This is a genomic window from Lentilactobacillus sunkii DSM 19904 (assembly GCF_001435575.1).
Classification (GTDB): Bacteria; Bacillota; Bacilli; order Lactobacillales; family Lactobacillaceae; genus Lentilactobacillus; species Lentilactobacillus sunkii.
On record NZ_AZEA01000002.1, the window covers coordinates 65,837 to 82,468 of the forward strand.

General features: G+C 42.1%; 16 protein-coding genes. 8 read left to right on the plus strand and 8 right to left on the minus strand.

Translation table 11 applies throughout. The features are described 5' to 3' along the window. Positions 1–139: 139 nt before the first annotated feature. Positions 140–1,684 carry an ABC-F family ATP-binding cassette domain-containing protein gene (locus FD17_RS02370; protein ID WP_057823568.1) on the minus strand — a complete coding sequence of 515 codons (1,545 nt, stop codon included), beginning with the start codon at positions 1,682–1,684 and terminating at the stop codon, positions 140–142. 170 nt (positions 1,685–1,854) lie between these two features. Between FD17_RS02370 and FD17_RS02375 the strand changes: the two genes are divergently transcribed. Further along, positions 1,855–2,208 carry a VOC family protein gene (locus FD17_RS02375; protein WP_057823285.1) on the plus strand — a complete coding sequence of 118 codons (354 nt, stop codon included), beginning with the start codon at positions 1,855–1,857 and terminating at the stop codon, positions 2,206–2,208. Next, entirely contained in the window at positions 2,208–2,882 is a 675-nt protein-coding gene (locus tag FD17_RS02380; RefSeq protein WP_057823286.1) for a CPBP family intramembrane glutamic endopeptidase, read from the plus strand. Before FD17_RS02375 ends, FD17_RS02380 begins: the two co-directional genes overlap by 1 nt. Before the next feature lie 44 nt (positions 2,883–2,926). On the opposite strand, the gene FD17_RS02385 is transcribed toward FD17_RS02380, so the two are convergent. Both FD17_RS02385 and FD17_RS02390 read right to left on the minus strand, forming a co-directional pair. Next, positions 2,927–3,289, minus strand: a complete 363-nt coding sequence (locus tag FD17_RS02385; protein WP_057823287.1) for a YxeA family protein — start codon at positions 3,287–3,289, stop codon at positions 2,927–2,929. Between the two features lie 82 nt (positions 3,290–3,371). Further along, a complete protein-coding gene (locus FD17_RS02390; protein WP_057823288.1) occupies positions 3,372–4,556 on the minus strand; it encodes a DUF2075 domain-containing protein in 1,185 nt (394 codons plus the stop codon). A gap of 135 nt (positions 4,557–4,691) precedes the next feature. On the opposite strand from FD17_RS02390, the gene FD17_RS02395 reads away from it, so the two are divergent. Then, complete coding sequence (locus tag FD17_RS02395) at positions 4,692–6,260, plus strand: amidohydrolase (RefSeq protein ID WP_057823289.1); 1,569 nt, start codon at positions 4,692–4,694, stop codon at positions 6,258–6,260. A 94-nt stretch (positions 6,261–6,354) separates the two neighbouring features. On the opposite strand, the gene arfA is transcribed toward FD17_RS02395, so the two are convergent. From arfA to FD17_RS02410, 3 genes are read right to left on the minus strand one after another with little or no spacing between them, the layout of a single operon-like run. Then, positions 6,355–7,851, minus strand: coding sequence for an arabinosylfuranosidase ArfA (arfA, locus tag FD17_RS02400; RefSeq protein ID WP_057823290.1), 1,497 nt, complete (start codon positions 7,849–7,851; stop codon positions 6,355–6,357). A 32-nt stretch (positions 7,852–7,883) separates the two neighbouring features. After that, positions 7,884–9,176: an oligosaccharide MFS transporter gene (locus tag FD17_RS02405; RefSeq protein WP_057823291.1), complete on the minus strand. Its 1,293-nt coding sequence runs from the start codon at positions 9,174–9,176 to the stop codon at positions 7,884–7,886. A 25-nt stretch (positions 9,177–9,201) separates the two neighbouring features. After that, a complete protein-coding gene (locus tag FD17_RS02410) occupies positions 9,202–10,167 on the minus strand; it encodes a glycoside hydrolase family 43 protein (RefSeq protein WP_057823292.1) in 966 nt (321 codons plus the stop codon). Positions 10,168–10,439: 272 nt separating this feature from the next. Between FD17_RS02410 and FD17_RS02415 the strand changes: the two genes are divergently transcribed. Both FD17_RS02415 and FD17_RS02420 read left to right on the plus strand, forming a co-directional pair. Then, on the plus strand, positions 10,440–11,330 hold the full coding sequence (locus FD17_RS02415; protein WP_057823293.1) for an ArsR/SmtB family transcription factor: 891 nt from the start codon (positions 10,440–10,442) through the stop codon (positions 11,328–11,330). A gap of 29 nt (positions 11,331–11,359) precedes the next feature. Then, the gene (locus FD17_RS02420) at positions 11,360–11,959 is read left to right on the plus strand and encodes a hypothetical protein (protein WP_235803156.1); all 600 of its coding nucleotides are present in this window, start codon (positions 11,360–11,362) and stop codon (positions 11,957–11,959) included. An 82-nt stretch (positions 11,960–12,041) separates the two neighbouring features. Here the strand turns inward: FD17_RS02420 and FD17_RS02425 are convergent, their stop codons facing one another. After that, entirely contained in the window at positions 12,042–12,752 is a 711-nt protein-coding gene (locus FD17_RS02425) for an alpha/beta hydrolase (protein WP_057823295.1), read from the minus strand. Positions 12,753–13,007: 255 nt separating this feature from the next. On the opposite strand from FD17_RS02425, the gene FD17_RS02430 reads away from it, so the two are divergent. Then, positions 13,008–14,072: an SGNH/GDSL hydrolase family protein gene (locus FD17_RS02430; protein ID WP_057823296.1), complete on the plus strand. Its 1,065-nt coding sequence runs from the start codon at positions 13,008–13,010 to the stop codon at positions 14,070–14,072. A gap of 61 nt (positions 14,073–14,133) precedes the next feature. Here FD17_RS02430 and FD17_RS02435 read toward each other — a convergent pair whose 3' ends face one another. After that, a complete protein-coding gene (locus FD17_RS02435) occupies positions 14,134–14,517 on the minus strand; it encodes an ASCH domain-containing protein (protein ID WP_057823297.1) in 384 nt (127 codons plus the stop codon). Between the two features lie 302 nt (positions 14,518–14,819). Between FD17_RS02435 and FD17_RS02440 the strand changes: the two genes are divergently transcribed. Together FD17_RS02440 and FD17_RS02445 are read left to right on the plus strand one after the other, a co-directional pair. Then, positions 14,820–15,866, plus strand: coding sequence for an SGNH/GDSL hydrolase family protein (locus tag FD17_RS02440; RefSeq protein WP_057823298.1), 1,047 nt, complete (start codon positions 14,820–14,822; stop codon positions 15,864–15,866). 148 nt (positions 15,867–16,014) lie between these two features. Further along, positions 16,015–16,581, plus strand: coding sequence for a TMEM175 family protein (locus FD17_RS02445; protein ID WP_057823299.1), 567 nt, complete (start codon positions 16,015–16,017; stop codon positions 16,579–16,581). The last annotated feature ends 51 nt before the right edge of the window (positions 16,582–16,632 follow it).

Below are 16,632 nucleotides of genomic sequence, written 5' to 3' on the forward strand. Positions count from 1 at the left end.
GCAACATTTAGGGGAAAACATGACACGCCTTGAGCTGATGATGCTTAATAATTTTACAACAGGTTAACCCGGTAAATCAAGGATAATTTTTGGTAATAAAATGCCACACAGGTCAAAATGTGTGGTATCGTGATTTATATTATTTTTGTGATTCTTCTCGAATAACCGGCTTTTCTTTCAAGCTCAGCTGCTCAACGTTCAATACCTTATCAACCAATCCGTCATAAAAGCTCGACTCATGGCTAACAATAATCAGGTTACCGGGGAAACGGTCAAGGGCTCGTTTCAGAGCTTCCTTGGTTTCCTCATCCAAATGGTTGGTGGGCTCATCCATGATCAGAAAATTGGTTGGTGTGAATTCCATCATTGCCAGCTTAACCTTGGTCTGCTCCCCACCGGAAAGCTCACCAATCGGCTTAATCGCATTGGCAGCGTCCAGGCCACACTTTGCCAACTTGGTCCGAATGGTTCGTTGGTTCAGCTTGGGGAACTTATCGGAAATAATCTGCATGGGCGTCATGCGGTTATTATCCCATTCAAGTTCCTGGCTGAAGTAACTGATGTGTGACGACGGTGAAAACTTGGCGCTTCCACCCTTGGCAGGTAATTGACCCAAAATCGATTTAATCAAAGTTGATTTACCAACCCCGTTAAATCCGGCAAAGCCAAACTTTTCACCCATTGAAATGGTGAAGGTCACCGGCTTAAGCAAAGGCTTGTTATATCCAACCGATAAGTGGTCAACAGTCAAAGCTTCGTGAGAACCGGTTTCTTCATATGGAAAGTTGAAGCTTGCCTTGATATTGGTTGAAGGCGGATCAATCTTATCCATATGGGAGAGCTTCTTCTCCCGTGATTTGGCCATCGTCGACTTTGAACCGGCCTTGTTTTTACGAATAAAACGCTCAGCTTTTTCAATTTCAACCTGCTGCTTATCATATTCACGCTGCTGGAACTCTTCTCGTTCAGCCCGCTGTCTCATCGCCTGCTTGAAGCTGCCGCGATATTTGGTAATCTTACCAAAGGCAACGTTAATAATACAGTTGGTGATCTTTTCCAGGAAGTCATAATCATGAGATACAACCAGGGCTGAACCGGAGAACCCATTAAGGTAATCAATCAGCCAGTCGATCTGGGCAGTATCCAAATAGTTGGTAGGCTCATCAAGTAAAATCACGTCTGGATCAGCCAGCAGCATCTTAGCCAAGATAATCTTAGAACGCTGCCCACCAGACATCTTACCAACCAGATGATCTCGGCCAATGTTATCCAAGCCTAATCCTGTAATGGTTTGTTCGATTCTGGTATCAATATTGTAGAAATCGCTTGAATCCAAAATATCTTGAAGCTTCCCAGCCCGCTCCAACAATTTATCGTCAGCGGTCTCGGCATACTTGTTATACAGTGCATTCAATTGATCGCTGGTTTTGTAGAGATCGGCAAAAGCAGTTCTCAAAAAGTCGATGAGGGTCAAGTCTTCCTCAACGTCGGCATATTGGTCCAAATAACCAATCTTGATGTTTTTCTGCCACTTTATATCTCCAGAAAGCGGCAGTTCGCTTCCGGTGATGATCTTAATCAGAGTTGATTTTCCAACTCCGTTTTGACCGACCACGCCCATGTGCTCGCCTTTTTCAAGCGTAAATTCAGCATCTTTATACAGATCTTTCTCGGCGAAACTCATTGAAAGATTTGATACGGATAGTAATGGCAAAAAAGTTCACTCCTTAATTAATTCGAATACTACATACATTTTGTTACGTTACTCTTGTTTCCTATAGTAGTCAAACTAATCGTGCGAAGAAATTTTGAAGGTATATAATGTAAACATCACTTTTTAAAGGATGAAAAATAATGAATATTAGAGAAATTGAGTACATTACGATTCCAGTCTCAGATTTAGAAGCCAGCCTGCGCTTTTACCACGAGGTTTTTGATTTAAAAATCGTCGACTTGCCAAATGGTGACAAGGGTGCCGACCTTAACAAAATGTTTTTGGATTTTAGACAGGAAGAAACCGTTGATAATCCGATTTCTTTTGGCCTAATCGCCAAAGATAAAATGGTCGATATTAAGGCCCACCTCATCAATTACTTCGTCGATATTGTCGATGAACCAACCCAGAAAACCGAAGTAAGGAGAAACGTTAACTCGATTACGATTCTCGATCCTGATAAGAACCGCATCGAGGTTAATGAGTTTAGATAATGGATATAACCAGGTATCTCTCAACTAAATCGCTGCAGGTTCTGAAATTTATCGGGTTTTTGGCTGTGTATCTAATTGTGGAATCCGTCTTTGAAATTGCCAGTGATTACGTCAAGAAGCCATTAGATGCCCGCCACCTGCTTGGCTTTTCACTAGTTTTGATTGCCGGTGGTCTAGCTTTGATCGGCTGGCGGTATGGCAAGCAGCTTGACGCTAACAACCCCCGAAAGATTGGCAGAAAGAAGCCAACCGCCCAACGAATTGCCCAATTGATTTGGATCTTTGTCCTGATGACAGCTGTCCAAATCTTCTGGCAGTGGCTGATTTCCAAACACATTCTGACTCTGCCGAGCAATCAGCAAGCAGTTAACGCCGCTCAAATGAAAAATCCCGTCTTAAACATCTTTTTCGCCGGGTTTTTAGCCCCAATCTTTGAGGAACTCATTTTCCGGGGAATCTTTATGAACTACTTCTTCAATAAAGATAATCGGCTGAATAATATTTTGGCCGTTTTAGTCAGCGGCGCGATCTTCGGCTTTGCCCATGAACTGAGCTTTGATGCCACGTGGATCATGTATTCAATTCTGGGATGTTGCCTGTCGTTTGCGTACATGCATTTCCGAGATATTCGATACAGTATTGCCTTACACATGATGAATAATTTGATTCCATAGAATAAAGGACAGCTGAATTTTCAGTTGTCCTTTGTTTTATGGGATTATTTTGAATTCACAATTTTATCTCTGGCAGCTTTTGGAATCTGGTTATAGGTAATCTGCTCATATTGATTAACCTTCTTGACTCGTGACCAGCCAATTCTAATAAACCGATTTTTGACAAACCTGTGACCATTGATGGAACCGACTTCCATCCGTTTATGATTGCCGTCTTTGTCCCATCCGTTCACGATATAATAATATCGCTTTGGATAACCGGCCGGGGCCTTTTCCATTCTTTCAACGTGGCCGCTAACCTGGCCGTAATAATAAGTATTCCCATAATTATAATCAAGCCAAAAGCCACCAAGCAGGCCGACAACTGCCACCACGACAATTGTCGTAATAATTGTATCCTTCTTCATTTTCAATCCCCCGTCTGATAATCATGCGTTTAACCAAAGGATAACCAGATAGTGAAAAGCCGTCAATTACTTTGAATCACGACTATTTTCGAGCCATCCGTTCCAGATAACTTTCAAGCTTAGGATCATGAGCATGCAGATACATCCCTTTGATTCCCCGCCGCAGCAAAACATTCAAAGAGTTCCGGAGCAGCTCAACCTTACTTGCTTCATAGTCTTCGGGGCTCATGTCCGCGCGATGCTTGAAGATTTCCACATCGGTCACCTTGCTGGGATCGACGCCCAAGCGGTTATCAGCAGTTAAATAAAATGGCGGTCCAATGATGATACCGATGTAGTTCAAATCAAATCCCTGAACAGTATAAATACTGCCGACTTCATTGATGGTTTGCGGCTGTTCGGCCCAAGGGGTGCTGGTGAAATTATATTGGTCCCAAGGCAAATGAAAGTTGCCCTCGTTAACCAGGTGCTTGCCGCCATCCAACGTCGAAGGATAGCCGCTGGTAGATGTCATCCGTGATAAGCCGTATTTATCATTCTTTTTAGTAATCGTTTGAAACATCTTCTCAGCATCCGGGAAAATCTGAAAGTCGTAATCCCCGATATCTGAAGGCACGTGGCCTATCACATCCCCATCAATGAAATGGTCCAGCCAATCCATCAACTTGGGACTGGCCTGCATTCTAAACTGCTGCTTTAGGTGGACCAAATCATGCGGGTAGGGTTCGATCAACTTTTCCAATCGGGCCTTGTTCCAAAAACTCTTCGTCCGCAGTACCTGGTGAGGATCGAAGACGACAATCGTGACTCTACTCAGCTGAATGATATCTTTCAATTGGTTGTCACCATAATAATTATTGTAGTGATCTGGCTTGCTTAATAACAAATGAGCCTCATCGACCACCGTCAAATTCACGTGTTTGTCCTGCTTGTGCATTTGATTGATGAAGCTGGTCGGTCGCTGATAATATTTCTTCAGCATGTTGGGTGTTTGGCCGGCAAGCTCGCGGTATACTTTCAGAAGCTCTGGATGGTTGACCAGAAAGTAAGAATCATCCACTTCTTGAGCCAACTCAGTAAAAAGTTGGTTGAGGATCAGACTCTTACCGGTGCCGGCATCCCCCATCAAGACAAACACAGCGTGTCCATCTTCTTTCAGATGGGTGCGGGTAAAGTCATCAATTTGCTTAAGGACGGATTTTTGGTGATCAGTCAATTCAATATTTTTCGAAAATGCATTTAAGGTATGCGACTCTAAAGATTCCATCGATTTACTCCTTCAATAAAAGCTGATAATTTAATGATAGCTTTTTGCCACACGATTTTCCACAAAGATAAGGCTTGCAATCGCCACCATTTATAATGAATAATAGATTTAAAATGACCTTCGAGGAGAATTATGATGCCAACATTTATTAACGGAAAGATATTCATGGGAACTGGGACAACCAACTTCGTTTCAGCAATGAAAATTGAACACGGCAAAGTAACTTGGATTGGGGATTCAAATGAAATCAGTGATCCGGATGCCATCAACCTCAACGGTAAAACGGTCTTACCAGGCTTAATTGACGTGCATACCCATCCAAAGTACATTGCCGATGCTTTGCACGGGGTTGCTTGTACCCCGCCAAACGTCAATAGCATTGAAGATATGAAGACTGCCCTGCGGCATTCGCCAGCGTTGGGCAAAGGTGCTGATACCTGGATTGAAGGCTGGGGCTTTGATGAGACCAAGTTAGCCGAGCACCGCACCCCAACAGTCGATGATCTGGATGAAATTTCCACCACTCAGCCGATTTTTGTCTACCGATCAGATTGTCACTCATCAATTGGTAACTCAAAAGCATTAGAACTGGCTGGCATCACCCCCACAACGCCCGATCCGGTTGGCGGCTTTATCGGCCATTTCCCAGATGGACGCCCTAACGGTTATATGAAGGAGGTGGCAGCCACCCAGTTACTGATCAAAGCCAAATCTGCTCAAAGCTATCAAGGCGACGTGGATAATATGGTGAACAGCTCCGAGCACTATCTGAAAAATGGAATTGTCGCTATCGGTGAAATGATGGGTCGAATTCGACCATACGATTCACTAAAGCTCTATCAGGATTCGGTTAAAGCCGGCTTCAAACCCAAGTCATCGATTTACTACGTTTATGATGAAGTGGCTGGAAACACTAAGCTCAAGCCAACCAAGGACAATCAACTAAGAATTGCGGGCATCAAAGTCTTCATGGACGGCAGCATTTCCGGTGAAACCGCCTATAACAGCCAACCCTACCCCAGCGGTAAGAATGGTGTATGCCTAACTGATGCCACCAAACTCAAACAAACCGTTGCCTACGCAAAAGCGCATGATCTGCAAGTTGCCATTCACGCCATGGGTGACGCTGCTATTCAGTTAATCTTAGATGTCACCGATAGGATGGAACCATGGCTGGCAGACCGCCCATCCATTCGAATTGAACATGCTTCTATTTTAAGTGATGAAATGCTCAATCAAATCAATACGGCAACCATGCAGTATGCGTTGGTGACCCAACCGATTTTCCTCTTCGCAGAAGATGAATCGTATCGAAATTATTTATCACCACAACAGTTCAAGGAAGCCTACCGAGTAAAATCAATGATGGATTCCAAAGCCGAATTTGCCTTGAGTTCGGATGCCCCATGTACGCCATGGGCAGAACCTGACAGTCCATTTGTCAACATCTATGCCGCCGTGACTCGAACTGCAGTTAACGGTGACGTGGTCAATGCAGAAGAGGCCATCAGCGTTCCAGAAGCGGTTCTCGCGTATACCAGCTGGCCGGCCAAGATTGGTGGTTTCCAACAGAATGGCAAGCTGACACCGGGATATGCAGGTGATTTTGTCATTTTGGATCGCGATATTTTCTCGGTTCCACACGATGAAATCAAAGACGTTCGGGTTGAGGAAACTTGGATGGCTGGGGAAAAAGTTTATTAGACACAAAAATCACACTCGAATTGAGTGTGATTTTTTATGGGGTGAAACACTTGAAGCATTGTGACTTACAAATGGTTTCAATAACCACGAAACATTAATCTTTTGCGTTCAAACGAATAACATTCCACGAAAGTGGCTCTAAGTTGGCAGATACTTTGTTGTCAGAAACCGTTATACTTGATAGCGTCTGTAACTTCATTGACTGATCTTCATTTGTTTTTTTGATATCATATCCACAAAACTGTGTTGCTTCAACAATACCTGTCACATCAAAGTTTGCTAACGTGGATTCAAATTCAACTTTTTCCTTGGACTTGTTTTCCACGAAAATTGTTAATTCATCCTTATCAGGATTAAAAGTTGCCATTGAATCAGTGTAAGGTACATCATAGTCTTTTGCCTTATACGCAGGAACATCTTGTTGGGATTTCAACGCAATTCCTTGAGCAAAATTTGAAACTTGCATGAATGGATAAAAGATTGATTGATACCAAACTGATGGTTCGCCAGTGGTATTCGTCATAATTGGTGCAATGACATTAATCAGCTGAGCCAAACACCCAATCTTTACACGGTCAGCATGTTTCATGAGGGTAATTGCGAGACTGCCTACAAGTAATGCATCCTCAAAGTTATAATGATCCTCAAGTAGGTGGGGTGCTTCCTGCCATGGTGCCTGTTTGTCATCATCAGCCTTTGAATGGTACCAAACATTCCATTCATCCATTGATAAATTAATCCGTTTATTGCTGTGCCGACGGGCCTTGACTGCATCACAAACAGCGACAACATCACTTATGAAGCCATCAAAATCGACAGACTTTCCTAAAAATTCAGCCAGATTATCATCATAATTGTCATAATACTGATGGAGGGAAAGATAATCTACATCATCATAAACATGATCTAAAAGTGTTTCCTCCCAAGTACCAAAAGTAGGCATCGTTCTCAACGAGCTTCCACTCGCTACTAATTCGATATCAGGATCAACAAGACGCATAACTTTGGCGGTTTCGTGAGCTAAGCGACCATATTCGTAAGCGGTCTTATGCCCAATTTGCCAGTCGCCATCCATTTCATTACCGAGGGACCATACCTTAATGTTAAATGGTTTTTCAGCACCATTTTGTCGACGCATGTCACTCCAGTACGTTCCTTTGGGATAATTACAATATTCGATTAAATTGCGAGCTTCATCAATACCACGAGTCCCAAGATTAACGGCCATATCAGGCTTTGCACCAACTTTTTGACACCACTTCATGAATTCATGAAGGCCAAATTGATTGGTTTCTTTACTTCTCCATGCCAGGTCAAGTTTAGTCGGGCGCTGATCCTTTGGACCAATACCATCCTCCCAGTTATAGCCTGACACAAAGTTACCACCTGGATATCTGATTAATGGAACATTCAATTTCTTTACAGCTTCAATCACATCTTTTCGAAATCCGTCTTCATCGGCAGTTGGATGGTCTGGTTGGTAGATTCCTTCGTAAACGGATCGTCCTAATTGCTCTGTGAAGGATCCCCACATTCTGGGGTCAATCTTAGAAATTGTTTGATTGCGGTCAATGAATAATGTTGATTTGATAACTCATCCCTCCATTTCAAAGAATTGTTACATCACTCTTTAGAACTCTCAATTTCAGATTCTTTGCCTTTATCAGCCTCAATTTCACCAGCTTGGACTGGATCTTCCTTCTTCAAAGTGAACGCAGCAAATAAGGTAATGGCAAATACCATGATACCCATCAAAACATAAGTGTGTTGGTAACCGATAACGTCATACAACTTACCAGCAACAGATGAGAATATGAACACCGAAATTTGCTTTGCAAAGTTGGAAGCTAAAGCATATACAGTAGCATATAAACGAATGTCAAATGCCCCTGCAATGTATTTCATGATCGAAGTAAGAAGCAATGGCATTTCCAGTCCAGCAATTAATCTAAAGAATACAACCCATCCCCATGTCGGTGATAATGCTGATCCTAGAATACGAATACATGTTAAGAATCCATAAATGATAAGCCCATTTCGTGCACCTATTTTGTTAATAATCCATGGCATTGGGAACATTAAAATAAATTCAATAACCGTTTGACCTGAAGTCATGTAGCTGTATACCAAAGTACCTTGTGCTGCTGTATCAAAAAATGTTTTGAAGAAAATAATGAATTGTTGGTCAAAAACATCAAAGATTGCTGAAGCACCCATATAAAAGATAGCAAGGATCCATAAGTTCTTGATCTTGAAAACAGACGTAACTGTCTTCCAATCGAGTGAGTTAGAAGTGTCTCCGGCTGCAGCAGCATTTTCCAAATTGACCTTATCACTAAAGAGAAGTAAGAATGTCAAGACAATTGCGGCAGCAGTACATGCCCAGAAAATTGAATCTGGTTTCCATAGGAACAAACGTCCGGCAACTAATGATGCAACAATTCCAGCGGCTGAACCACCTAGACGTGAGTGACTATATTCAAAACCGTTAGCTAAGCTGGCACGCTGTACATATTGTTCAATAACACTGACACCACCATTTAAGATGAAACTTAAGAAGGTACCAGTAACAATAGCAACCAACCCAGCATTAATATGCATCAATGGAACGAATAACCACTGGAAGTATGGTCCAATAAAAATTGCAACAACAGAGATCGTAAGAATTAAATTTTTCTTGAATAGTAATTTATCCGATAAAACACCAAACACAGGTTGGAAAAGCAGCGAAATTCCAGCCATCATTGAAAATACAAGACCCGATTCAGTTCCATTCAAATGGCCAACTTGTTCCATCCAAAGGGTCAAATACCCATAAACGGTTGCCCAAATGAAGAAGTAACTAAAGTGTGAAAATGGGAATCCCCAAAAGTGCTTATTTTGCTTTTTTTGTGGTGCTTCTGCACTATTTTGCATATTTAAATGCCTCCTGAATTATTTGTTAATCATAGTTATAAGGAACCGGCTTACCAAAGTTAGGGGTTCCATCATCATTCCAGTTAAACGCCTGAACCTTTGTATGACGGTTGGGATCGTATAACGGATCGCCTTTAATGTCGGTATAATCACGGCAATGATAAACAAGAATATCGGTTTTACCATCTTCGCCGACTGTAAATGAATTATGGCCAGGACCATATTGGTGAGTGGCCATGTCGCTTTGGAAGACCGGCTTCTTGGATTTAGTCCAATTGCTTGCATCCAAAAGATCTTGGTCGTCGGGAATACTTAGCATCCCCATGCAATAATTTTCATCTGTTGCACTAGCAGAGTAAGTAAGGAAGAAACGACCGTTTCGATGAATAACGGCAGGCCCTTCATTTACCCAAAAGATCTTTGTTTCCCAGTCAAACTCAGGCTGCGTTAACATAACGGGCTTTGTCTTAAGAGTCCAAGGATTTTTCATTTCAGCAATATAAATGTTTGAATTGCCTTTAATCTCGGGATCCTTTTGTGCCCAAACATAGTAAAGCTTGTCGTTGGCTTCAAAGCAGGTTGCATCCAATGAGAAACTGTCCATGCCAGTTTCAACCTGGCCATGCTCAGTCCAGTCATCTTCACTCCGCATTGGATCAGGATTGTCACATTCGATACAGAACATTCTGTGTTGGAACATACCATTCTTATCGAAAGCCGTTGTTTCAGCAGCCGCAAAATAGATGAACCATTTGTCATCAATGTAGTGAATTTCCGGTGCCCAAATTAATTGGCTCATGGGACCGCTTTCATGTTTGCGCCAAATTGTCCGTGGTGCAGCATGCGCAAGGCCCTCCAAAGTTTTGGCACGGCGGATTTCAATTAAGTTGTATGCCGGAACAGAGGCAGTAAAGTAATAATAGCCATCTGTATGTTTATAAATATATGGATCGGCCCGCTGAACAATCAGCGGATTTGTATAGACTGTCAATATAAAATCCTCTTTTCTATAATTTGTTAAGTGACCTTTCGATCACCTGTGCACATACTTATAATATTTCCAGTTGTTGCTTTCGACAAGCAATTATGTAAATGTTTTGATTGTTTTTGACTTAGAATCACAGTTTTGCTAAGATAAAGGTGTTTCGTAAACGGTTTCAATTTTAAGATTAATATTTATGTTGATTGAGACTATTAAAGACAAGCAGACTTAATAAATACCCGATTAATTAAAACGTAAACTTTGAGCAGGAGGTCACAAAGGTGGACTTAGATATTTCCAACGACTCATTAGAGGTCTATAAGGCGCTCGCCAGTCCCGTGAGAATTAAAATCATCCAGACATTGTCATCACAGAGAATGAGCGTCCAAGAATTATCCAGTAAATTGAAACTAAGTAGTACAATCATCTTGATGCATTTAAACAAGCTTGCCGATGCCGGGATTATCGGTTTTGAACGACAAGGCCACAGTAAAATTTCTTATCTGAAAGTCGATAACATTAACGTCCACTTTTCGACGACGATCTACCCCGCATTTGCGGAATATCAGACGCAGGTTCCAGTGGGCCAGTTTACCGATTACTCGGTGACCCCATCTTGTGGTCTCGCCGGCAAAAACGACTACATTGGTAAAGTCGACAACCCAAAGTATTTCATGAGCCCCGATCGAATTAAGGCCGGCATGATTTGGTGGACTGATGGCTTCGTCGAGTATCAGTTTCCAAATTATCTGGAGGACAAAGACAAGCTGGAAATGCTCGATCTTTCTATGGAACTCGGTTCTGAATTTCCATTTTCCAACAACGTTTGGCCTTCAGACATCACCTTTTATATTAATAATGTTGAAGTTGGTACATGGACCAGCCCTGGTGACTTTTCCGATATTCGTGGGAAGTACACGCCGGCCTGGGTACCTGATAACGTTAACCAATACGGCCAATTAAAAGTTGTTCGGATTACCGACCACGGCAGCTATCTTGATGGCCAGCCGTTCACCGACGTTTCCATCGATGACATCGACTGGAAACAGCCGACTTTTACCGTTCGTTTCGCGATCAAAGACAACGCCAAGCACAAAGGCGGCTGCACCATTTTCGGCCACGGATTCGGTAATTATGATCAAGATATTCAGATGAAGCTTTTTCATAGCTAACACATATAAGAATAGGATGGCGATTATTTATGGAGTTTGAAGATCGGATGAGAGAATTCATTTTAAGCTTTTTGGAGACGCAGCCTAACCATGTCAATCTGAAAACAGTGCAAAAGTTAATCGATTATGGTAAAAACAACAACTATCGTGCGCCCCAAATCTTGAATGAATTGGCCAAAATGGATCAAAAGCATGAACAGGTGTTGACAGCCACCTTTGATATTGATTTTGTAGACGGCGTTAAATTGTTCGATAATCACGCGGATAAGTGGCTGACCGACAAGGGAACCGCCTATCTTAAGGAGCTCAAGCATCAACAGAGTAACAGCGATACCGTCGACTTTCCAAAAGAAGAAGCCCAATTAGAAACAACTCAATTCGATGGCTACCTGACACAGCTCACCGCCATTCGCAGCACACTTAAAAGCCAATCCGAGAAGGTTACCCTTCAAGAGTTCGCATTGGAATTGCGGCACCTCTTAACCGACACCAAGAAGCTGGACAAGGGTGCCCTCAATAAATTCAAACCATTTGTCGATCGCAACTGGAATGAACTATCAACGCCAATGACGCCAATTTTGGTTGAGCTATCAAGACGCTTCTTAATTGAAAATAGTTACGATGACTAATCATCTAATCAAAAACGAGCACCAAACCCAGTCAATCCTGAGTTTGGTGCTCGTTTAATATCCATTTAAGCTTAAAAATCTATTATAATGTCTGAAGCCACTCAACACATAGTGGGAACCACTTGGCAAAATGATCATCGGTACGGTCGTTGTTGACGATTCCAACAAATTTGTTGGCAAGGCTGAAACCGTGGCCACCAGTACTGAACAGATGAACTTCAAAATTAACACCATTCTGATACAACGCATCAGTGTATGGATAAATATGGTCAACATAAGGTGCCAATTGATCGCCACGGGCACCGAAGATGAAGGTTGGCGGTGTGTTCTTAGTAACCTGCTTAGTAACATCTTCACTGTGAATACCAATCTTTTCGTCCAATGCCTGAGTGAGAACTGGGTAGCCTAATACTGCGAACTTTGCCTTGGTATCCTTCTCATTGGAATAAGCTGCAGCCAGTTGACCGCCGGCTGAAAAGCCGATAACACCCAATTTATTGGTGTCCACGTTCAGGTCCTTGGCGTTCTTGGTAATGTAATCAAAAGCCATCTCAATACTCTGCTTGGCTTCTTGATAATCTTTCTTTTCATTAACCGGGTATTCAACCACGAAAGCTTGATAACTCTTGGTTAGAAAAGTCAACGCTACTCGAGCTGCATCCCGTTCTTTAAATGTCTTATAACTTCCGCCGGGCAGAATAACAATCCCGGGTAAGGCAACGTCACTGTCAGCATCATAAATATCCAATTTGATGCCTTTTTCTTTATCAAACACAACTTGTTTAAAATTCATACAATCACCTCAACTACTATGATAAGTTGCGATGAAAGAAAATACCATTAGAAAATCTTTTCATTTTGCCGGATCACTACGCCTGTCTTGATTCTCTAGGGTTATTGGATTTTTTTATACGGTTATTGGATAAACTTATAAACTTTTATAACAATTTGTCGTATAATATCAGAGTTAGTATCAAATCTGGTTTCACGCGGCTTTCAAGCGCGCTTTCATCAAAGTACCACATCAATATTTCTGGGGAGAAATAACATGACAAGATTTTACAAATATGTCACCTATGGGGCCATTGCTTTGGCAACACTAGGTGCCACTCTATTTGGCTTTACGGTTAAAAATCAACCGGCAAGCCACACTACTGCGGATACATCCAGGGTGCAGGTGGATTACACGACCCAAGTGTTACCACATGCTTATGGATTGAAAAAGAATGCCAAGCTTTACACCGACGTCCATCTAACCAAAGCGGTCAGTGCCAAGCCTTATCTAAAGAGCACCTGGTATCGAACCGAAGAAGCTGATCTAACATTAAACGGGAAAACTCGTAAAATATTCAGAGTGACCAATACTGAGCAGACCCATACTTTTTGGGTCGCCAAATCACAACTGATGGGAATCTCTTCAAAATCTTATAACGTTAAATTAAAAGCTGCCAAAAGTCACTTTCTTGGCCAAAAAATTGGCGTTTTGGGCGACTCGATTCCTGCCGGTTGGGATGGCTTTCATTTCTATGCCCATAGTTCATTCCCTGACTGGGTTGCCAAATATCTGGGCACCGGAACGTCGGTATACAATTTTGCCTGCCCAAGTGCAAGAATCGTTGGCAACCGCTGGGCATATTTAGGTACCACCCATGTACCACAAGACTTATCAGCGGTTATTGCCGATAAGAAAAATCAAATCAAGAAAATGAACATCATCTTCATCCAAATTGGGACCAATGACTACACCAACTATTCCGGATCAGGCTCGTTGACCAACGTCATCAGCCATCTACGCCATAACTTGGCAACCGTTCAAAAGCTGAACCCGAATGCTCAAATTTACGGTATCCTGCCAATTTCAAGATATGACGCAAACGGCAGAAATCGCCAGAACATGCGGGATATGTACGGTTATACGTATGGTCAATTGCGATACGAGGAACAGAAGCTGTATCGGGCCCGTGGTGTGAAGGTCATCAATTTCCAGAAGATTGCCCCGAATATCATTACCGATCAGAACAAAAATGTGACATTAGAAGATCACGAAATCCATCCAACCGCTGAAACTGCTCAAAAGTTGGGCTACGCTTTAGCAAAAGCACTGGCTGAATAGTGATAGATAAATAAAGTCTTTGAAGTTGACTGCATAGGTCACTTCAAAGACTTTTTAGTTTCTAGTAAATATGGGGATCGATATATTTCTTCATGTAATCATCAAACATTTCCTGGGTTGGATGGTGATCGTCATCCACTTCTGGGTGATAGACAATCTTATCGTCAGGCACTTCATACAGATGAAGCTTGCCTTTAACTGGAAATGGTTCGATATCATATATCTTTCCAAGCTGCCATTCATACTGTCTGGGTGCCGGATTCTTGATGTCTACCAAATCAATCACACAAGTTGCGTACCCCGGCATTGTGCCTCGAATCTTCATTGCCGAAGAACAAATCAACAGTTTCCCTCGATAATCCGTTGACCAAGATCGATACTCGACTGTCTTTTCCCCTAACAAAATCATCATTGCATAATCGCCGTGTAAGGATAAAGCTTTCATGTTCATAACCTCCCTAATTTTGGACCTTTATGTAATCATATTCATAACTCTTTTCACTTATCATACCCCTTCTATCATTTTTATAAAGCGCTTTCTGTAAAAATTGAGGCCAATGCGTGCAATTTAATGAAAAGACTCTTTTATTACTTTGGTTTCACTTGAATGTCGACGGATGTTCGTCGTATAATTGGCAAATCAAGACTGGATATTATATTATAGAGTTTGAAAATATTGGGTCTTATCGAACCTTATGATATAGTGAAAAATAATTAGTATCAGTGTTCTGGGGGACTGAAATTTTAATGAATAATTTCTTTTATCGACACATTAAGCTGTTTGTCGCAGCCGTTGTTGTCGCATCAATTTCATTTGGCATTTATAGCCATCCAACCGCTGACAAAGCTGGTGTTCAAGTCGCTTACACGACGCAAGCATTGCCACACGCATTCGCTTTGAAGAAGAACGCCAAGCTTTATACTGATGTGCATTTGGCCAAATCAGTAAGCAGCAGGAAATTCGCCAAAGCTGCCTGGTATAGAAGTCAAACTGCGAAGTTAATTTATGGTGGTAAGGTCAAAATTGTCTACCGAGTAAGCAGCGCCAACCAAAAGTATACTTTTTGGGTCCTGCGATCTCAGGTTAAGAATATTACATCCAAATCCTATAATATCAAGTTAAAGCAGGCTGGGAACAAATTTACCGGTAAAAAGATTGGTGTCTTTGGTGATTCAATTCCAGCCGGTTGGGATGGTTATCACTTTTACTTCAACAGCTCTTATCCCGACTGGACAGCAAAATACCTAGGAACAAACACCAAAGTGTATAATTTTGCCTGCCCAAGCGGACGAATTGTCGGCAACCGGTACGCCTACATCGGAACAACCTTGGTTCCCCAAGATTTACATGCCGCGGTTAAGGCTCACCGAAATGCGATCAAGCACATGAACATGATTTTCATCCATATTGGGACCAACGACTACACCAACTATTCCGGATCCGGCAGTTTGAAGAACGTGATGCGCCATCTCCGGTACAACGTTCGGGTAATTAAAAAGTTAAACCCTCATGCCAAAATTTATGGGATTCTGCCGATTTCCCGATATGATGCAAACGGCATGAACCGTGAAAACATGGGCGACATGTACGGTTACACCTACCATGATTTGAGAGTCGCAGAAGCCAAGCTGTACAAATCAATGGGTGCCAGAGTGATCAACTTCAAGCAGTTCGCTCCAAATATCATTAACAATCAAAATAAAGATGTAACGCTGCAAGATCATGAGATTCATCCAACACCGCAAACCGCCCAGAAGATGGGATATGCGTTGGCGAAGAAATTAATTGGATAACACAAATAACGAGTTCTTGGATTCACCGAGGGGTGATCTGCGAGCTCGTTTTATTGTTTGAAAGGTCTGAATTCAATTAAACAAATTGCAAAGCACCCACCTCAAGCCCACATGCCAACAATGTTATACTGAACGTGAGGTGGTCATCATGAATAAATCGCGATTGGAGTCTTTCACTGATGAAATCATAGCCATTGCTGCCACCATCATGGTTCTGGAGATCCGGGTACCCAACAACGTTTCACTATCTGGACTCACCCATCTATGGTCGGCATTCCTATCATATATGGTCAGTTTTACATTAATTTATATGGTCTGGTATTCACATCACAGAATATTTGCCAAGGCAAAAATGATTTCCAACAATGCCTACGCGTTAAACGGTGTCTGGATCTTCTTCATGACTCTGACGCCATTTACAACGGCCTGGATCGGTGAATTTCCCAACAGCACCTTGCCGGAAATTACCTATTCGGTTATCCTGCTGTTGTGGTCGATTACTTACCAAATGCTGAATCGACAGATCCGAAAAGACAATCCGGAAATCAAAAAAGATTTAACCCATTCACTCAGATTTCGTCTGCCATTATATGGCGGAATGTTGGCAGCTTTGATCGTTTCATTTCTCATCCCTGTCCTAACACTCATCATTATTGCCCTCACCACAATTTCACTGGCAATTCCAATGCTGTGGCGGAACAAGAATTCTGCATAATTGAAATCAAATCAAAAAGGACAACTCAGCCGAGTTGTCTTTTCTTTCGGA